Below are 17,404 nucleotides of genomic sequence, written 5' to 3'. Positions count from 1 at the left end.
GAATCGCTGGCCGACGCGTCCCGAGTCGAGGGGTGGGTTGAGGAGCCGTGGGGTGGAGTTGAGTCCCAGGGCGGGGTTGATGAAGATGGTCGTGGAGACGAAGAACTGGATGGTCGACGAAGCACCCGACTGTAGATTCTTGGTATTATCGTTTCGATTTGAAATAGCTACAGAAATGGTGTAGGCACCGGGTCCGGGGTAGGTATGGTTGGTAACGTAAGTGTTGATCGAGGAAGTACCCCCGTTGATGAGTCGTTTAGGCAGTCGTGTAACGGATTCTGATGTACCATCACCAAAGCAGATGACGTATGAATTAGCACCAGCTGCGGCAGCATCCCGCCCCCCTATTTCATCGTAGTAAGCGGTCAGGGTAATTTCGTAGGTGAGGGATGTTGCGGAGGTGCGCCGGGTGGTGATTTCGCCCGCCCGCACGTGGGTAGCCTGGCTCAGCGTAGGCCACAGTACCGCCCCTACAAAGACACCGAGCAGTGTGATCGAGTAAATAAGCCGCATAGAATTAACGTATTTGTAGTACAACGATTTCTGTCTCAAAACAGTATTGTATTTTCTGTCGATCAGTGTTGATTTAAGACAGGTCGCATCGGTATGTATATATGTTAAAAAGCCGATCAGCCAACCGTATTCCTACGATTTAACTGATCGGCTTATCCAGGCTTACGCTTGTTAATCGATAATTCTGAATAACCGATTCCAGCGGATCTTGTTCCAGACGTTTGCCGGGTTTGGATCGAGCGACATCCAGACGAAAACGGCTTTACCTACAATGTGATCTTCGGGTACGAAACCCCAGAAACGCGAATCGAGGGAGTTGTCGCGGTTGTCGCCCATCATGAAGTAATAATCCTGCTTGAACGTGTAGGAAGTGATAGCTTTGCCACCGATGGTAATGCTGGTCGGTGATACTGCCACAGCCTCGTTTTTCTCGTACAACTCGATGACAGGGCCGTAGAGCGCAATGGATTTGGCGTCGATCTGGATGGTTGCTCCTTTCTTTGGAACCGTGATCGGCCCGAAGTTATCGTGATTCCAGTTGAAGGTTGGCGTGCCATAGATGCCCGCACCCGTTTCGCCCGCTTTATCCGACATAGGCTCAATGCCTTTCACCCAATCAAACTCTTTGAATTTGGCAATAACATCTTCGGTGGTGTTAACACTATAGCCAACCATAGCCGCCGATTTTGTCGAGTCGTTGTATTGCTCCAGTGGTTTCCAGTTCTCGGTTGGCTGGCTTGGGTCGCGGTAATCGTTGACGATATCGAATTTGCGAAAGAAGTTGGCGTCTAGCACTTCGGTAGTTTTAATGAAGTACTTCTGCTCCGATCGGGGCGGGGTTGGAAAGGGTTTGCCGTTGATAAAGACGGCCCGCTGCCGTACTTCCAGCACATCGCCCGGAATGCCAATGCAGCGTTTGATGTAATTGGTCTTGAGGTCGGTAGGGTAATCGATATTTTCGTTCAGGTACTTGGGCGGTACATTGAAAACAACGACGTCACCATTCGTAACATGCGTGAAGCCGGGCAGGCGGTACGATGGCAACTGAATGGCGGTGCTGTAGGACGGAATATTTGTTCCCCATATCTTCTGGTGTGTCAGCGGTACCTGCAAAGGTGTTTGGGGTGTTCGGGTGCCGTAATGCAATTTACTGACGAACAGGAAGTCACCTACCATCAGGCTGTTTTCCATCGATGGCGTTGGAATCGTGAATGCTTCCATAAACAGCCAGCGAATGAGCGTAGCCGCTACAACCGCGAATAAAACAGAATCGAACCATTCGCGAATGGGCGACTTATGGGCTTTGGCCGCTTTTCGGTCGGCTTGGGTTTTTACTTCAGTCACGTCAACAATGATAAATGACAAATGATAAAACGATGGATGATAAAGCAGGTATCAGCTACAAATATCGTTCATCCTTTCTCATTCATCGTTAAAATTTAATAAGTCGTTCATGCCAAAGATGCCCTCCCGGCCCGCTATCCACTCGGCAGCAATAACGGCACCCAGCGCAAATCCTTCCCGGCTATGGGCTACATGCGAAATCTCGATCCGGTCTACCGCCGAGTCGTAGCGAACGGTATGAGTACCAGGTACTACCCCTTCCCGCAGTGACTCAATTTCGATGGCATCCTGCGCTACCACTAAAGGCTCGTTCCCCGGCTCGTTTACTACCCACCGGCGTTTAGCAGGCAGGTGTTGCATCACCCCCTCGGCCAGCGTGATAGCCGTACCACTGGGGGCATCTTTCTTTTCGGTATGGTGAATCTCCGTCATCGACACCTGGTAAGACGGATAATTGCGCATGAACTGAGCGAGTGTTTTGTTCAGCTTGAAAAACAGGTTGACGCCGATGCTGTAGTTCGAGGCATAAAAAAAGGCTCCGTTCTTTTCCCGGCAGAGGTCTTCCAGATCGGCCCGGTGATTGAGCCAGCCCGTTGTACCGCAAACCACTGGCCAACCCCGCTCGAAGCAGTAGGTCAAATTAGCCACAGCCGATTCTGGCGAACTGAACTCGATTACCACGTCGACATCGGCGGTCTGAAGCTGATCCAGATCGGCAACGTTATCGATTGTGATACGGCCTGCAATATGGTGCCCCCGTTCGAGTGCGGTTTTCTCAATGGTCTTACCCATTTTGCCGTAGCCGAGGAGTAGAATGTTCATGTCTTTTTTGGTTTAAAACGTCAGTGCCATCCGAACGCCCGGCACGAAGCCTGTTCCTGGCATGGGCAAAACGGTTGGCTCGACGCGCATTGAAATGTCATCCGACAGGTCGAACGTTTTCAGGTGGGCAGCCACGTTGGCTTCTACGGCGCTTACGGCGTATAGCACCACCGACAGGATAATGTTCAGGTCCCGGTATCGGCGGTAAAAATCATACGCGGCCTTCGCCTGGGTTGGTGAGCGAAACACGCTTTCATTAATGACAACTTCCGTAACTGGGGTGTTGGTAGCTGTGCCGTTCCTGTCTCCGTAGAGCAGCCGGCGGTAGCCATTTTCAGCTTCCAGCGCCAGTCGGCGGTACCGCGTGAAGTAATAGCCCAAAGCCCCGTAACCAGCGTAGACAAACGGCATCTTGTAATACTGCCGGTTGTAGGCCTGCCCCAGACCGGGGAACATCAACGACCGGAGGGTAGCTTTCCGGGGAATGATTTTCCGGATCATCGCTTCCTGTTTCGGTGTGACCTGAACGGTGTCGTTCTCCAGAGTGAGTGAACGGTCGGCTGCATCAGTGCCCGTGCCGACCCTAATACCATTTCGCCGAACGGACGACGGAATCGTGTCGAGCGCAGAGCCCCCCGGTCGGGGTTGTCGCGTTGAATCGACAGCCGCTGGCGTGGGCGCTGGCACAATGGCTGGCTTTTGGGCGAAGGAAGACCAGATAGGCACAGTTATCAGAAAAATGATCCTGAAAACAGTCGAGCGTTGTTTCATACTTCCATAACGCTTACCACTTTCCCATACCGTCCGCCTGCCTGTCCGTTTAAGAAACTTTAACACGGTTACGCCTGCGAGTTCAGCACTTCCAGGATTTTGGTCAGCTCTTCCTGAGAAGTAAACGGAATTTTGATTTCGCCCTTGTGCTTTTCGTCGGCCTTGATCGAAACTTTAGTGCCAAACATCGAGGAGAGCTTGAATTGAAGGCTACGCATTTCCTGTTTGGGCAGCGTCACACGCCGGGAGGAAGTAGCTTCGTCGACATCATCGGATAGATTGCGCACGGCCTCTTCTACCTTACGGACCGACCATTCTTCGTCTACAGCCCGGTTGAAGAGCCGGATTTGCTGATCAGGATTGTCGATATTGATGATGGCACGGGCATGGCCCATCGAAATCTTATTGTCGCGCAACGAGGCCTGAATAACGGGAGGGAGTTTCAGCAGCCGGATGTAGTTGTTGACCGTTGTGCGGTTTTTGCCAACGCGTTCGCCCAATTCTTCCTGCTTCAGACTGCACTCGGTGATGAGCCGCTGGTAGCTGAGGGCAATTTCTATAGAATTGAGATTTTCGCGCTGTATGTTTTCAATCAACGCCATTTCCAGCATCTGCTGGTCATTAGCGGTGCGAACATAAGCAGGAATATGCGTCAGTCCGGCAATTTTAGATGCCTGCAAACGTCGTTCACCCGCAATGAGCTGATACCGTTCTTTCCCCAGCTGCCGAACCGTAATGGGCTGGATGATACCCTGCGTCCGGATAGAGTCGGCCAGTTCCTGAAGGGCTTCTTCGTCGAAGCGGGTCCGGGGCTGAAACGGGTTGGTTTCGATCAACGACAGCCCAATTTCGGTCATCGTGCTGATTGCCTCGAAGGGGGACGTTTTCGTTTGCCGGTTCACCGCGTCGCTGTCATGCAGCAAGGCACCCAAACCACGGCCCAATCCAATCATCTTCTTATTTGGTGCTTTGGTGTTCGCGTTGTCCATAAGACAAGTAGGTGAGATATATGATGTATCACCCATCATACATGCTTGATTTACACTTCCTGAGGCATCAGGCCATTTTTGATCAGGATCTCACGGGCCAGGTTCAGGTAGCTGACAGCTCCTTTGCTGTCTGCATCCTGCGCGAGGGCAGGTACACCAAAACTGGGCGATTCGCTTAACCGAATGTTGCGTGGAATGATCGTGCTAAACACCATCTGCTGGAAATGGCTTGTTACTTCTCCCACCACCTGGTTCGATAGCCGTACACGCAGGTCATACATCGTCAGCAGGATGCCTTCGATAGCGAGGTGTGTATTCAGCCGTGACTGGATGATTTTGATGGTATTGAGGAGCTTTCCCAACCCTTCAAGAGCGAAGTACTCGCACTGTACCGGAATAATTACCGAATCAGCGGCCGTAAGGCTGTTGATCGTAATCAGGCCCAGCGACGGTGAGCAGTCGATGATGATGAAATCGTACTCGTCGCGGATGCTGTCGAGCGCGGTTTTCATCTTGTCTTCCCGATTCTGAAGATTGATCATCTCAATTTCGGCCCCAACGAGGTCGATGTGAGAGGGAAGTAAATTCAGGTTCGGGAAGTCCGTTTGAATGATGGCGTCGCGGGGATTGACTCCCTCGACCATGCATTCATAAATGCTGTTCTCGATCTCTTTAGGATTATAGCCTAAGCCCGACGTTGAGTTGGCCTGTGGGTCAGCATCAACGATAAGCGTTTGAAATTCGAGGGCGGCCAGGCTGGCGGCCAAATTGATTGTTGTCGTAGTTTTACCGACGCCCCCCTTTTGGTTGGCGATAGCAATGACTTTACCCATGGGTCTGTGCGTTGCAGTCCCAAAGATGCCGGATAGTTTCCACGAATCCAAAGAATGTTTCACGCAATGTTCCACAAATCCGAATGAGTGATTGAGCAAATGAATGATTGAGTGAATAGGTTTTGCGTCAGCTAGTCACTCAATCATTCATTCACTCATTGTAAACTCATTCGCAACTCCCTTAGGCCCACACCTTCGTGCCTTCGGTGCAGTTCTTGCACATTTCTATTTCGGAGCGGGAGCGGAGGAGTGTCTGCCGGAATTCGTGGTAGGCGGGACCATGCCACAAATTGGCGAAAGACTGGGTCTGCAGGTCACCCATGCGATGGTGGGCGTCCTTGTCGAAACAGCAGGGCACCACCAGACCGTCCCAGGTAATGACACAGGAGTGCCACATTTTCCAGCAATGGTCGCCGAAGCCGTTCTTGATCTGGTAGGTGCCGTCGGTCTGAGGAGTGTAGCGGCTGTATTGATCCAGCGTCGGGATCAGGTCGTTCCCGTGTTCGTAGTCGTAAATCTGAGCCGTTTTCAACCCCACCTCATCGACGCCCAGGTCGCGGGCCAGCTGGCGGACCTCATCGATCTGATGCTGGTTGGGTTTTACAACCAGAAACTGGAACACCACATGCGGTGTCCGTGATTTCAGTTCTTTCTTCCAGCGCAGGATGTTCTTCGTACCCTCCAGTACCTTTTCGAGCTTACCGCCCACACGGTACTGCTGGTAGGTTTCCTGGGTGGTGCCATCGATGGAGATGATAAGCCGGTCCAGCCCCGATTCCACCGTTTTGCGGGCGTTGGCATCGGTGAGGTAGTGGGCGTTGGTGCTGGTGGCGGTATAGATATTGCGCTCCGTAGCGTAGCGAACCAGATCCAGAAACTGGGGATGAAGGTAGGGTTCGCCCTGAAAATAAAAAATCAGGTACAGCAGCGTTTCGTGCAGTTCATCGATGGTGCGCTTGTACAGTTCCTCCCCCAGCATACCCGTTGGGCGGGTGAACGAGCGCAGGCCGCTGGGACATTCGGGGCAGCGCAGGTTGCAGGAAGTAGTCGGCTCAAACGATACCGACATTGGCAGTCCCCGCTGCATGGGCTTCCCCGTCCGCCGGGACTCATAATAACTGTACACTACTTTCAGCGCATTGGCAACGCGTTTGGGAGTCAGTTTGGAAGCGAAGTTAAGGCCGTCGAGTAGGTTGCGATTCATCTGGTAAAGGTACGTTACAATCTGATGCCCGCTGCGTCAGGCGCGTTCGGTCCTGTAGCTCATGGCAGCTTATATATGCGGCACCCTGTTTCGTCAAAAACAACCTCGCCCTCGTCCATACCGGCAATCGTTTCGGGTAATTTGCCCGTCATACCAGCCGCAAATACGTAACCCGTTGGCTCGGTATGGGCCCAGACGATGTAGTTGTAACCGGCCGTGTCGGGGCCCACCAGCCATCGTGTTTCCTGCCCGATAATCTCAGGCCAGATACTTTCGGCAACTTCGCGCATCCGGCCAATGGCCGCAAACTGTTCGGCGTTCTGGCCCCATACGAACGGACCGTGGGTTACCTTGTCGGGCTGCCGGTCGTCGCCAATATCGAACACATATAGTTTGGTGTACTCTTCGTTCGCTCCGCGTGTTTCGTGCAGGTTCCGTATGTCAAAGCCAAGGCCCACATAGCTGGGCATGTCGGTCAGGAACAGGGCAGTGAAATAGCGGAAGAGGTTACCCGTGCGGTAGAACTCATCGAAGCGTGGATCGTCCTTGTCGGCGGTCATCACCGTAAAGTTTGGCGCAAACCGGCGCGTCCGGCGCAGCTGGTCGTAACGGGCAAACTGGCGCCTGAACGCATCAGACCCGACAACCATCGACTGGAGGTCGCCGAGGGTCGAATCCGCTTCGATCGCATCGAGGTGGTCGTCCTCATCGCCGTAGCCCATGGTATCGGGTGGGGCAAGGAACGTTTCGGCGAAGAAGGCGAAGTGGGTGACGCCGTTACCCTGAACGTAGCGCTTGATAAACCGCAGCGGATCGTAATAATGGCCGATCATGGGCGGGACACCTTCGGGCCGCATCTGCACATGGGCCATGTCGCCCCGCATAAAATCGAAGTTGTACGTCCGCTGGCACGCGTACACTTTCTGTGCGATATACTGCCAGGCGGGGTAGTTGGGTCGGTCGAAATCCAGCTCCCACTGCTGGTTATTGTCTTTCGATTCAAAGAACCGGTACCGGGCCAGCGGACCAAACACGCGCGACATGGCCTGTGGTTTGTCGAATGCGTATTGATACCAGATCTGGCCATATTCATCGGTCACGAAATCGTTGGGGTCGATATGCAGCGCCCGGTAGGGTGGAGCCATGGTCATGGGGAGCGTTTCCAGCCCCTGGGCCGTCAGATGCCGGATCAGGTTAACCCGGCGCCGGAGCCGGCCACCGAAATCGCGGGCAGGCCCGAACAGGATCTGGTGACGCTGGTCGTCGGTCAGGAGGAGGTGAGCACCTTCACCGGCAGGCTGGCCAGCTGAGAAGAAAACGTCTTTGCCAAACGTTAACGGGGTGCCATCGGCCGCGCCATGGTATTTCAGGAACTGCCAGATAGCTTCTTCAACGTAGCGGTAAACGACACTGGTATGGTCGATAATGGTGGGGCCGTCCCGACGTACCCACTCGAATAAAGACGGGGAGGTGAGCACCATTTCGGAGAAGCGGTCGGTATGGGGAATAACGTCCATCCCGACCGTGCGGCCCAGGGAATGGAGCAGGTTGACAACTACCTTCAGCTGTTTTTCTACCGTGTCCAGGCCGGGCACGAACTGCGCCAGGTTCGTATCAAAAAATTCGGGATTTATCTGCCAGCTTACCATGCCATACAGGCTACCCACAACGCCTGGTTCCCAGATGGGCAGGAGGTGAATGGAGTCGTGGCTGGCAGGCAGGGTGAGCGCGTAGTTGATCACATTCCAGAACGAACCAATGGTACGCACATTGATTCCTACCATATTACTCTGCTTCATCCATGATCCGTCGGGCTGGCCTTTGACGGGACTGTCGATGGTTTCGTTCGGGTCCAGTGCCCGGCGGATGGTTTCACTGCCGAGTCGCTTATGAAGAATTTCCAGGGTTTGATATACGCCGAACTGCACTGCCGTTTGGGGCAATAAGCCATGAATGAACGACGAACGCCCTGATTGATAGGCATCTGTGTATCGTAAGTGGTTTTGCTGCCAGTTGGCTTGCAGGGCTGTTAAGGTTATCGGCATAAAGCAAATGTACACGACTGTCCTAAACTTTGCCAACCTTTAGAACCTTGGTCGCTTTATGGGTTTATACGCTATGCAGGATGTCATTATAATCGGCGGGGGACTTGCCGGGTTGGTAAGTGCGCTGGAACTGGCGCGGGCGGGTCGTTCGGTTACCCTGGTCGAGCGTAAGCTGTACCCATTTCATAAAGTGTGTGGAGAATACGTTTCCAACGAGGTCAAGCCCTATATCGAGTCACTGGGTATCGATCTGACCGCTTTGGGTGCAACCGATATTCGCCGGTTTCAGGTGTCGGCACCCTCGGGGCGTCTGCTCGAAAGCAGCCTGGATCTGGGCGGGTTTGGTATCAGCCGGTATGTACTCGACTACGAACTGTACCAACTTGGTTTGGGGGCGGGCGTAGAGTTTTTGCTGGGTAAACAAGTCGATGCCGTAACCGCTGAGGGCGATGGATTTACCTGTACCGTCAATGATGGCAGCTGCCTGACCAGCCGTCTGGTACTTGGTACATTTGGCAAACGGTCGAAGCTGGATAAGGCACTCAACCGGGCGTTTATGCAACAGCCATCTCCTTACGTGGGGGTCAAATACCATGTGAGAGTCGACCTGCCGGACGATGTTATTGCCCTGCATAATTTTTCGGATGGTTACTGCGGCATGTCAGCTATCGAAGATGGTAAATACTGCGTGTGCTACCTGACCACGCGCGAAAATCTGCGTAAGTATGGCAACATCCCCGACATGGAAGAAGCCATTCTTCATCGTAATCCACATTTACGTTCGGTTTTCAGGTCCGCTCAGCATCTGTACGACAAACCTGAAGTCATCAACGAAATCTCCTTTGCGCCCAAACGGGCCGTAGAGAATCACATCCTGATGGCGGGCGATTCGGCGGGACTCATTACGCCACTGTGCGGCAATGGTATGGCTATGGCTATTCATGGGGCCGAGTTTGGCAGCGAGCTGGCCAATGCCTTTCTGCTGGGCCGACTTACCCGCGCCGAGCTGGAGCGGGACTATCAGCGCGGCTGGTCACAGCGGTTTGCCCGGCGGTTATGGGTAGGGCGAACGGTGCAGCGGTTGTTTGGTAAACCGTGGCTCACCGAAGCAGGGGCCTGGGCCTTTGGAACGTTCAAACCAGCCTTGCGCACGGTCATGCGGCAAACGCACGGCGACGTGATCAAGGTTTGATGGTTGGTGGTTGAGCTTTGCCAAAGTTTGGAACTTTGGCAAAGCTCAACCACCAACCATCAACCACCAACCATCAAAATGCATCATAGACGAACAAGCTTTGCCAAAGTTTCGAAACTTCGGCAAAGCTTGTTCGTCTATGATGCATGCAACAACATGAGATAGCCCTTGAGCCTGAATGTGTTTACCACATTTACAATCGAGGTATAAATGGATCCAAAATCTTTAGCTCACCGGGTAATTACCGTTACTTTCTAAAACGGTATTCCGTTTATCTCGGGGACTTCGTAGATACGTATGCATACTGTTTAATGAGTAACCATTTTCACCTGCTTATCCGGGTGAAAGGAACAATACCTGTTGGTGATGGAGCGCATGGAGTAGGTATCCATTCGACCGATCGATTGGTGAGTAAGCAGTTTGGTAAATTATTTAGTAGTTATACACAAGCCTATAATAAAACGTGTCTGCGTACAGGCGCTCTGTTGGAGCGCCCATTCAAACGCAAGCTTGTCGGAACGGAGTCCTATTTATCAACGCTGCTGTTTTACGTACATGCCAATCCGCAGCTACATAGCGTAGTGACGGACTTCCGGGAGTACCCACATTCTTCCTACCAAAGCCATATCGACATCAGCAAGTCTACGCGGCTGGACCGAACGTTTGTATTGGATTGGTTTGGTGGAGTCGACGCCTACTGCCGGGCGCATACGGATGCGTATGATTTGGAGTCGATACGGGAGTTTACGTTTGATTAATTGGGCTGGTTGGTGGTTGATCTTTGCCAAAGTTTGGAACTTTGGCAAAGATCAACCACCAACCAGCCCAATCAATACGTTCGCAGTACCTTTAACCGGTGGTTTTTGTTGAGCCTTACCCGTGGATTACTAATGAGGTGGAAGATAGCACCACTCACTACCAGAGCGCCCACAACCGGTATTGTGTTCGTATAAAATCCCCGCTGATTGACCACGTCTGCAATCAGGTAAACACCTCCGGCAATCGGGAAAAGTGATCCGGCAGCCGTCACAAAGGGAATCCGGCGGTGCAGGTAAAACCGCTGAATCTCCGAAAATCGAAAGGTTACGGGTTCGTCACGGTTCATTACTTCGTTCGCCATCAGTACACTGAATGTGCTGTCGGTGACGTCGTACAGTTGTTCCCGGTGTTTCTCGCCCCTGGCTTTGAAGTGAATTTCGTCGCCCTCGAAAAAACGGTATCGGTGGAACCCCCCAATCGTATGGTTAACGTCGAGGGCCAGGTAGCGCGAAGGGCGCAGCAGGGCTGCGTAAGCCGTACCACGTCGCTGCAACAACTGCTCGGTCGTTAGCGTGTCGCGGGGCTGAGCGTAGGTTACAGACGCCAGAGAGGACAATGTCAGGAGTAAAAAAAAGCGGAGGTTCATACGGTAGGGATAAAATGCAAAATGTCCTGGCTAAAATAAGCCGGAAACCGCCTGCTTTGTTTCTATAAACCACAAACTGGTTTTGTTGACCATACGAATACGGGCTGACCCATGAATTTATTCGTGGGCTGGTGAATTGAATCTATTTTTGCGTCTATGATCACCGCTCCCCAACTCCGAACGTTTACCGAACAAATATTTATAGCCATTGGCTGCTCTGAAGTCGATGCCCGTCTTGCCGCCGACGTACTCATTAGCGCCGACTTACGGGGTGTTGATTCGCATGGTGTGGCCCGTCTGCCGGGTTATGTGCGGCTATATGATAATGGCCGTATCAATCCCCAACCCGCTATCCGCGTTGTTCATGAAACGCCTTCTACCGCCGTAGTCGACGGTGATCGGGGGCTGGGGCTTATTGTTGGGCCGTGGGCCATGCAGGTTGCCATCGAAAAGGCACGCGTGGCCGGAACCGGCTGGGTTGCTGTTCGTAACTCCAACCATTTCGGTATTGCCGGGTACCACGCGTTGCTGGCGGCCGACCACGACATGATTGGCCAGGCGATGACCCATGCTGCTCCGCTGGTAGCACCTACGTTCTCGCTGGATAAACTTTTAGGTACCAACCCCATCGCGGTGGCCATTCCGGCTGCAACCGAGCCTACTTTTCTGGCCGACTTTGCGTCCACCGCGGTAGCTTACGGTAAACTCGAAATTCTACAGCGAAAAGGGCAGTCAATTCCCGAAGGCTGGGCGCAGGATGCCGATGGCCAGCCGACGACTGATGCAAACGCCATCCGAAACGGTGGCGCGTTACTGCCCCTCGGTACCGACCGTGAGCATGGTTCCCACAAAGGGTATGGGCTAGGGGCTATTGTCGACATTTTTTCGGGCGTATTATCGGGTGCCAATTATGGACCCTGGGTGCCGCCTTTTGCTACTGCCGGATTTATGCAGGCCAATGAGGGTGTTGGTCAGGGGACCGGTCATTTTTTTGGTGCCATGCGTATCGACGCGTTCCGGCCTGCCAATGAGTTCAAGACCCACATGGATACCTGGATTCAGCGGTTCCGGCAGGCGAAAGCGGTGGAGGGCAAGCAGGTGTTGATTCCCGGCGATCCTGAACGGATGATGGAAGCGGAGCGGCTTGCTACCGGAATACCGCTGGTGGAACCGGTGTTAAAGAGCCTGCACGAGCTGGGCGAGCGGTTTGGAGTGATCTTGTAAACCTCCTGACACAAAATCGGTTGCCCGCATATGACTAAACTATAAATCCTTAACAACTTACCTTTCATGCAATACCGAACACTCGGAAAAACCGGTTTTGATATCTCTGAAATCAGCCTTGGCACCTGGCAGGTGGGCGGCAAATGGGGCGAACCTTTTGATCACGATAATGCCGACCGAATTCTGAATGCGGCCGTCGATGCAGGGATCAATTTCATCGACACCGCCGACGTCTATGGCGATGGTGAAAGCGCAAAAGCGGTGGGGCGGCTTGTGCGGTCGCGCTCCGAACGAATTGTTGTTGCCACCAAATGTGGTCGACGTTTGCAGCCGCATACCAGTGAAGCCTATCAGCCTAAGGTACTTCGTCAGTTCGTCGACGATAGCCTGCGCAATATGGGTCTCGAAACCCTCGATCTCATTCAGTTACACTGCCCGCCTACGGAGGTGTACTATCGACCTGAAATTTTTGAGCTGTTCGACCGCCTGAAAGACGAAGGTAAAATCCAGCATTTGGGGGTTAGCGTCGAGAAAGTGGAAGAGGGGCTGAAAGCCATCGAGTACCCGAATGTGACCACTGTGCAAATCATTTTCAACATGTTCCGGCAACGGCCTGCCGAACTGTTTTTCAACGAAGCAAAACGGCGCCAGGTGGGTGTTATCGTGCGGGTGCCACTGGCTAGTGGCCTGTTAACGGGCAAGTTTGACCGGAATACAACGTTTTCCAAAGAGGATCACCGTAACTTCAACCGGGACGGCGCGGGTTTCGATAAAGGGGAAACTTTTTCGGGCGTCGATTACGAAACGGGTCTGGCTGCCGTCGATGCACTACGGACTGCTTTTCCAGACGATACAAATCTGGCCCCCGATGCGCTGCGCTGGATTCTCACGTTCGACGCGGTTAGCTGCATCATTCCCGGCGCGTCAAAACCTGAACACCTGCTGTCCAATTTGCAGGCGGCTCAACGGCCGGCTCCCTCGCCCGAGCAAATGGCCGCCGTGAAATCCATCTATGACGAGCGGATCAGGAACCCGGTGCATTATCTATGGTAGAAGGTGTAGTAACTTGATTCGCTGAAAGAGACCTTGTTTACATACAAGCAAGGTCCCTTTCAGCGAATGCAGGGGCAAGAAAACCGCGTGAATTGCCTTCGACTGGTTATGTACTACTTTCCAAAAAACAGTTGGAACCCTATGTTCAGAGAGAACGATTTGTCTTTGGACCGCTGTGCGAAAATAGCCGGTGCCGATGAGTCTGCGAACGATAGGAAAGGTATTTCATTTGTTTCGATGTTGTAGTTCAATCCAGCGTTCAGGGCAACATTCCGGTTTATGAAATAAGCAATCCCAACCGTTGGTGCAATAGCGCTTGAGTGGCCTTTGCCTGATATGACTGTGTTAGATAGGTTGTAATGCCGGTCAAGACGAGTATAACTATACGCAACACCAACGTACGGTTTCAGGGCTGCCGATCCCATGTAGTACCGTACAAATGGGGATAAACCAGTTTCTGTGGCCGTGTATTTAGTTGCAAAGCCATTTCCCTTTTGTCTCTCGAAACTCAACGGTATACCCGTTCCAATGACTAAACCAGTTGCCAGGAAATAACCGGCAGCGGGGGTTAAGTTTGCCGAGAAGGTTTTGTACGCGTATTGATCTTGATAGGATAAATTTCCAACAGCCGCTCCTACTGTCCAACGGCCTTTCTCCGTTTGCGCTATAGCTACTGATAAACCTGTCAGCACCAGCAAAATAGTACATACTGTTGTTTTCATAATGGTTAACTGTGTTTACAGAATAAACGCAAGAGTACAAAAAGCACCCGGATAGTTGTAACTATTCAGTAAAAAATAACAATAGATCAAATTTTGGCTTTTCCGCTGTTCGATTTGTATAATAGGCGGTCGCTTGATGTTATGTTTGGTCTTTTACCCGATTCACAATATATTGTTCCATGAAACGAAAATCCGCCACACAATCTCAGTCGCAAAAGCTTAATGGAATGGCTCAGTCTCAAGGCCAGAGTTCAGCGAACTTTTCTTTTACCAATTACCAGACTGAGAACTTCTTCGATGAGATGTTTGCCACCGATTCGCAGGTGCGGGCGGGTTACGCGCCATTTCGTCAGCGGGTTGAGCAGCTTACCTGTGAGGACTTCATTGGTCGGCAACATGCCGCCGAACGTGCCCTGATGAGTATGGGTATCACCTTCAACGTGTACTCAGAAGGTGAGGGGACCGAGCGGATCATGCCCATCGACATTATCCCGCGCGTAATTGAATCGGCTGAATGGGACCGGCTCGAAGAAGGCCTTATTCAGCGGATCAAGGCCATCAATATGTTCATCGACGATGTTTATAACGAACAGCGTATCCTGAACGATGGCGTCGTGCCGCGTGATCTAATTGAATCGAGTAAATCATTTCTGCCGGTTTGCATGGGACTTCACCCATCGAAGGGTATCTGGTGCCACATTACCGGAACCGACCTGATTCGGGGTGAAGATGGGCAGTTCATGGTTCTGGAAGATAACCTGCGCTGTCCGTCCGGGGTGTCGTATATGCTCGAAAACCGGGAGCTTACCAAGCAGACATTCCCCGAAGTACTGGCTCAAACGGGCGTACGGCCCGTATCGGACTACCCCATGCGGTTGCTTCAGATGCTTCAGCATATTGCCGACCGGCCCAATCCTACGGTTGTCGTCCTAACGCCCGGCATTTATAATTCAGCCTATTTCGAACATTCGTATCTGGCGCAGCAAATGGGTGTCGAACTGGTCGAGGCTCGTGATCTGGTCGTGTCGGGTGGGTATGTAAAGATGCGGACGACGAAAGGTTTTCAGATCGTTGACGTAATCTACCGGCGGATCGATGATACGTTCCTCGATCCACAGGCGTTCAATCCGGATTCGATGATTGGCATTCCCGGCATTTTTGAGGTCTATAAGAAAGGAAGGGTAGCGCTGGCCAATGCGCCCGGCACCGGTGTCGCCGACGATAAAGTAATTTATGCTTATGTACCCCGTATTATCCAGTATTACCTCGGCGAGGAGGCCATTATTCCCAATGTCAAAACCTATATCTGCCGGGAGGAAGAGGATTGCCGCTATGTGCTGGAAAATATTGCGCAGCTGGTAGTCAAAGAGGCTAACGAAGCAGGGGGGTATGGTATGCTCATCGGCCCTAAAGCTACAGCCGAGGAGCATGATCTGTTCCGCAAAAAGATTCTGGAAAATCCACGTAACTACATCGCCCAGCCGACAATATCGCTTTCCCGGGTGCCCTGCATTGTAGGCGACCATGCCGAAGGGCGGCACGTCGATTTGCGGCCCTATATTCTCTACGGCGATGGGGTCAATGTTATCCCCGGTGGCCTCACGCGGGTAGCCCTGCGGAAAGGTTCGCTTGTTGTCAACTCATCGCAGGGTGGGGGCGGCAAGGATACGTGGGTGTTGTATTAAAGGAGGAAAGGTATTAAAGGAGGAAAGGAGGAGGGGGAGGAGGGAGGAAAGGGAGCTGACGCATGCTGGCGAAAGCAATCCCTTTCCTCCTTCCTCCCCCTCCTCCTTTCCCTCCTTCCTCCCTTAATTTCCTATCTTTGCCGGATGTCTGTTCCGGATCTTTCGATTATCATTGTCAACTACAAGACGCCCCAACTCATTCTGAATTGCCTTGAGTCGGTGTACCGCTATACAGATGGAATTACGTTTGAGGTGATTGTAGTCGACAACCAGTCGGAAGATAATAGTCGCCTGATCCTTGAAGAAGCGTATCCTGCCGTCCGCTGGTTCGACATGGGGTATAATTCCGGCTTTGCCCGGGCCAACAATTTTGGCATCCGACAGTCGAAAAGCCGTACGGTTCTTTTACTCAATTCTGATACGTTACTCATCGATAACCTGTTGACCCGCTGTGTACGTCTGCTGGATGCGCAGCCCGGGGTAGCGGCTGTGGGGGCCCGCCAATTGAGTCGCGATCGCCAGCTTCGCCCTAATTTGTACACGACGTTTGGGCAGATGCGCCGGGCATTTTACATTCTACCCGCTGGCGACGCTACGCAGAACGCCCTGAAAAAACTGATTCCCGATGCGCAGTACGAAGATCCAAATCAGGTCGACTGGTTATCGGGTGCTTTTCTGATGACACGTGTCTCAACCATTGCCAAAGCGGGTGAGCTGGACGAGCGATTTTTCATGTACGGTGAAGATGTGGAATGGGGCTACCGGCTGGGGCAGCAGGGTAAGCTTATTCTGTTGCAGGATGCCAGTTTCGTGCATCTGGAATACGGGAGCAGTAGCGATAACCAGCAACATGTGGTAACCCATATCAACCGGTTTAAACCGCAGATACAGGTTTCTCAACTGCTATGGGTTCGAAAACAGTACGGCGTGGGGGCTTACCTGATTCTTATGCTTCATTACCTGCTTATGGTGCCCATTGTGTTCGTTTGGAAGCTAGCAGTTAACCTGCGTGATCGTCGTCCATTAGGGGCCGATCTGGAAAATCAGCGGGCTTTTGCCCATCAGGTCGGTATTTTCTGCTCGTTCTTCTGGCCAACGCTCTTCAACCGACCAGGATTTTATAAAGTAAGGTAGTGAAGGCAGTCGGAGAGTCGGTAAGTCTATAAGTCGGTAAGTCGGTAAGTGGCTAACGCGCGAGTTTTGCTTTCGCCGGTCCGCCCTTTAGGTTTGTAGGCTGGTAAGAAATCAAGATTTGGTAGCTTGCCAGTAGTCAACCAGAGTGGGGTACACTATCGGTCCGCCGAGGAGTTAGACCTATGCAGCGATTCAGTCCCCACTCTGTTTACATTGCCCAGACTCGGATAGAAATTAGGGTTCTCAGGCCCACGAAAGGGTTCGAGTGTAAGCAAGTTGTTGGCTACTCATCCAAAACTAAATAGCCTCATGGACTTTTGCTACTTTATTGGCATCGACATCGCCAAAGACACGGCACCGGCCTTTAGGTTTGTGGTGTGGTAAGAATCCCAGATTTAAGTAGCTTACCCAAAAAGAAAACAGAGCGGGCTTCCCTATGGCATTCCGGCCAGGCTAACGACCAATGGG

15 protein-coding genes and 1 pseudogene are annotated in these 17,404 nt (G+C 52.4%); 6 read left to right on the top strand and 10 right to left on the bottom strand.

Going from position 1 to position 17,404, the window contains the following annotated elements; translation table 11 throughout:
• From FH603_RS26155 to FH603_RS26120, 8 genes and pseudogenes are all read right to left on the bottom strand, one after another.
• Nucleotides 1-513, bottom strand: a pseudogene (locus FH603_RS26155) (gliding motility-associated C-terminal domain-containing protein); the annotation flags it as partial.
• A gap of 171 nt (nt 514-684) precedes the next feature.
• Nucleotides 685-1,857 (bottom strand): signal peptidase I, encoded by a 1,173-nt coding sequence (gene lepB, locus FH603_RS26150; RefSeq protein ID WP_186741903.1) that lies wholly within the window; start codon nt 1,855-1,857, stop codon nt 685-687.
• A gap of 78 nt (nt 1,858-1,935) precedes the next feature.
• Entirely contained in the window at nt 1,936-2,679 is a 744-nt protein-coding gene (gene dapB / locus FH603_RS26145) for a 4-hydroxy-tetrahydrodipicolinate reductase (protein WP_186741901.1), read from the bottom strand.
• A 12-nt stretch (nt 2,680-2,691) separates the two neighbouring features.
• Nucleotides 2,692-3,450, bottom strand: coding sequence for a DUF5683 domain-containing protein (locus FH603_RS26140; protein WP_186741899.1), 759 nt, complete (start codon nt 3,448-3,450; stop codon nt 2,692-2,694).
• Between the two features lie 68 nt (nt 3,451-3,518).
• A complete protein-coding gene (locus tag FH603_RS26135; protein ID WP_186741897.1) occupies nt 3,519-4,439 on the bottom strand; it encodes a ParB/RepB/Spo0J family partition protein in 921 nt (306 codons plus the stop codon).
• A 50-nt stretch (nt 4,440-4,489) separates the two neighbouring features.
• Complete coding sequence (locus tag FH603_RS26130) at nt 4,490-5,272, bottom strand: ParA family protein (RefSeq protein WP_186741895.1); 783 nt, start codon at nt 5,270-5,272, stop codon at nt 4,490-4,492.
• A gap of 181 nt (nt 5,273-5,453) precedes the next feature.
• Nucleotides 5,454-6,476 carry an SPASM domain-containing protein gene (locus tag FH603_RS26125; RefSeq protein WP_186741893.1) on the bottom strand — a complete coding sequence of 341 codons (1,023 nt, stop codon included), beginning with the start codon at nt 6,474-6,476 and terminating at the stop codon, nt 5,454-5,456.
• A gap of 59 nt (nt 6,477-6,535) precedes the next feature.
• A complete protein-coding gene (locus FH603_RS26120; RefSeq protein WP_186741890.1) occupies nt 6,536-8,521 on the bottom strand; it encodes a hypothetical protein in 1,986 nt (661 codons plus the stop codon).
• Nucleotides 8,522-8,579: 58 nt separating this feature from the next.
• Between FH603_RS26120 and FH603_RS26115 the strand changes: the two genes are divergently transcribed.
• Together FH603_RS26115 and FH603_RS26110 are read left to right on the top strand one after the other, a co-directional pair.
• Entirely contained in the window at nt 8,580-9,713 is a 1,134-nt protein-coding gene (locus tag FH603_RS26115) for an NAD(P)/FAD-dependent oxidoreductase (protein WP_317171335.1), read from the top strand.
• A 311-nt stretch (nt 9,714-10,024) separates the two neighbouring features.
• Entirely contained in the window at nt 10,025-10,471 is a 447-nt protein-coding gene (locus FH603_RS26110; protein WP_186741888.1) for a hypothetical protein, read from the top strand.
• 71 nt (nt 10,472-10,542) lie between these two features.
• On the opposite strand, the gene FH603_RS26105 is transcribed toward FH603_RS26110, so the two are convergent.
• The gene (locus FH603_RS26105) at nt 10,543-11,118 is read right to left on the bottom strand and encodes a hypothetical protein (protein ID WP_186741886.1); all 576 of its coding nucleotides are present in this window, start codon (nt 11,116-11,118) and stop codon (nt 10,543-10,545) included.
• A gap of 156 nt (nt 11,119-11,274) precedes the next feature.
• Here FH603_RS26105 and FH603_RS26100 point away from each other — a divergent pair, with 156 nt between their 5' ends.
• Entirely contained in the window at nt 11,275-12,342 is a 1,068-nt protein-coding gene (locus FH603_RS26100; RefSeq protein ID WP_186741884.1) for an Ldh family oxidoreductase, read from the top strand.
• A gap of 66 nt (nt 12,343-12,408) precedes the next feature.
• Nucleotides 12,409-13,395 carry an aldo/keto reductase gene (locus FH603_RS26095; RefSeq protein ID WP_186741882.1) on the top strand — a complete coding sequence of 329 codons (987 nt, stop codon included), beginning with the start codon at nt 12,409-12,411 and terminating at the stop codon, nt 13,393-13,395.
• 113 nt (nt 13,396-13,508) lie between these two features.
• Here FH603_RS26095 and FH603_RS26090 read toward each other — a convergent pair whose 3' ends face one another.
• Nucleotides 13,509-14,117 carry an outer membrane beta-barrel protein gene (locus FH603_RS26090; RefSeq protein WP_186741880.1) on the bottom strand — a complete coding sequence of 203 codons (609 nt, stop codon included), beginning with the start codon at nt 14,115-14,117 and terminating at the stop codon, nt 13,509-13,511.
• Between the two features lie 227 nt (nt 14,118-14,344).
• Between FH603_RS26090 and FH603_RS26085 the strand changes: the two genes are divergently transcribed.
• Complete coding sequence (locus FH603_RS26085) at nt 14,345-15,802, top strand: circularly permuted type 2 ATP-grasp protein (protein ID WP_186741905.1); 1,458 nt, start codon at nt 14,345-14,347, stop codon at nt 15,800-15,802.
• Between the two features lie 144 nt (nt 15,803-15,946).
• On the top strand, nt 15,947-16,936 hold the full coding sequence (locus FH603_RS26080; RefSeq protein ID WP_186741878.1) for a glycosyltransferase family 2 protein: 990 nt from the start codon (nt 15,947-15,949) through the stop codon (nt 16,934-16,936).
• The last annotated feature ends 468 nt before the right edge of the window (nt 16,937-17,404 follow it).

It is taken from the genome of Spirosoma utsteinense (assembly GCF_014282275.1).
Taxonomy (GTDB): Bacteria; Bacteroidota; Bacteroidia; order Cytophagales; family Spirosomataceae; genus Spirosoma; species Spirosoma utsteinense.
The sequence above is the reverse complement of the archived record's forward strand: the minus strand, read 5'-3'. Positions and strand labels throughout refer to the sequence as shown.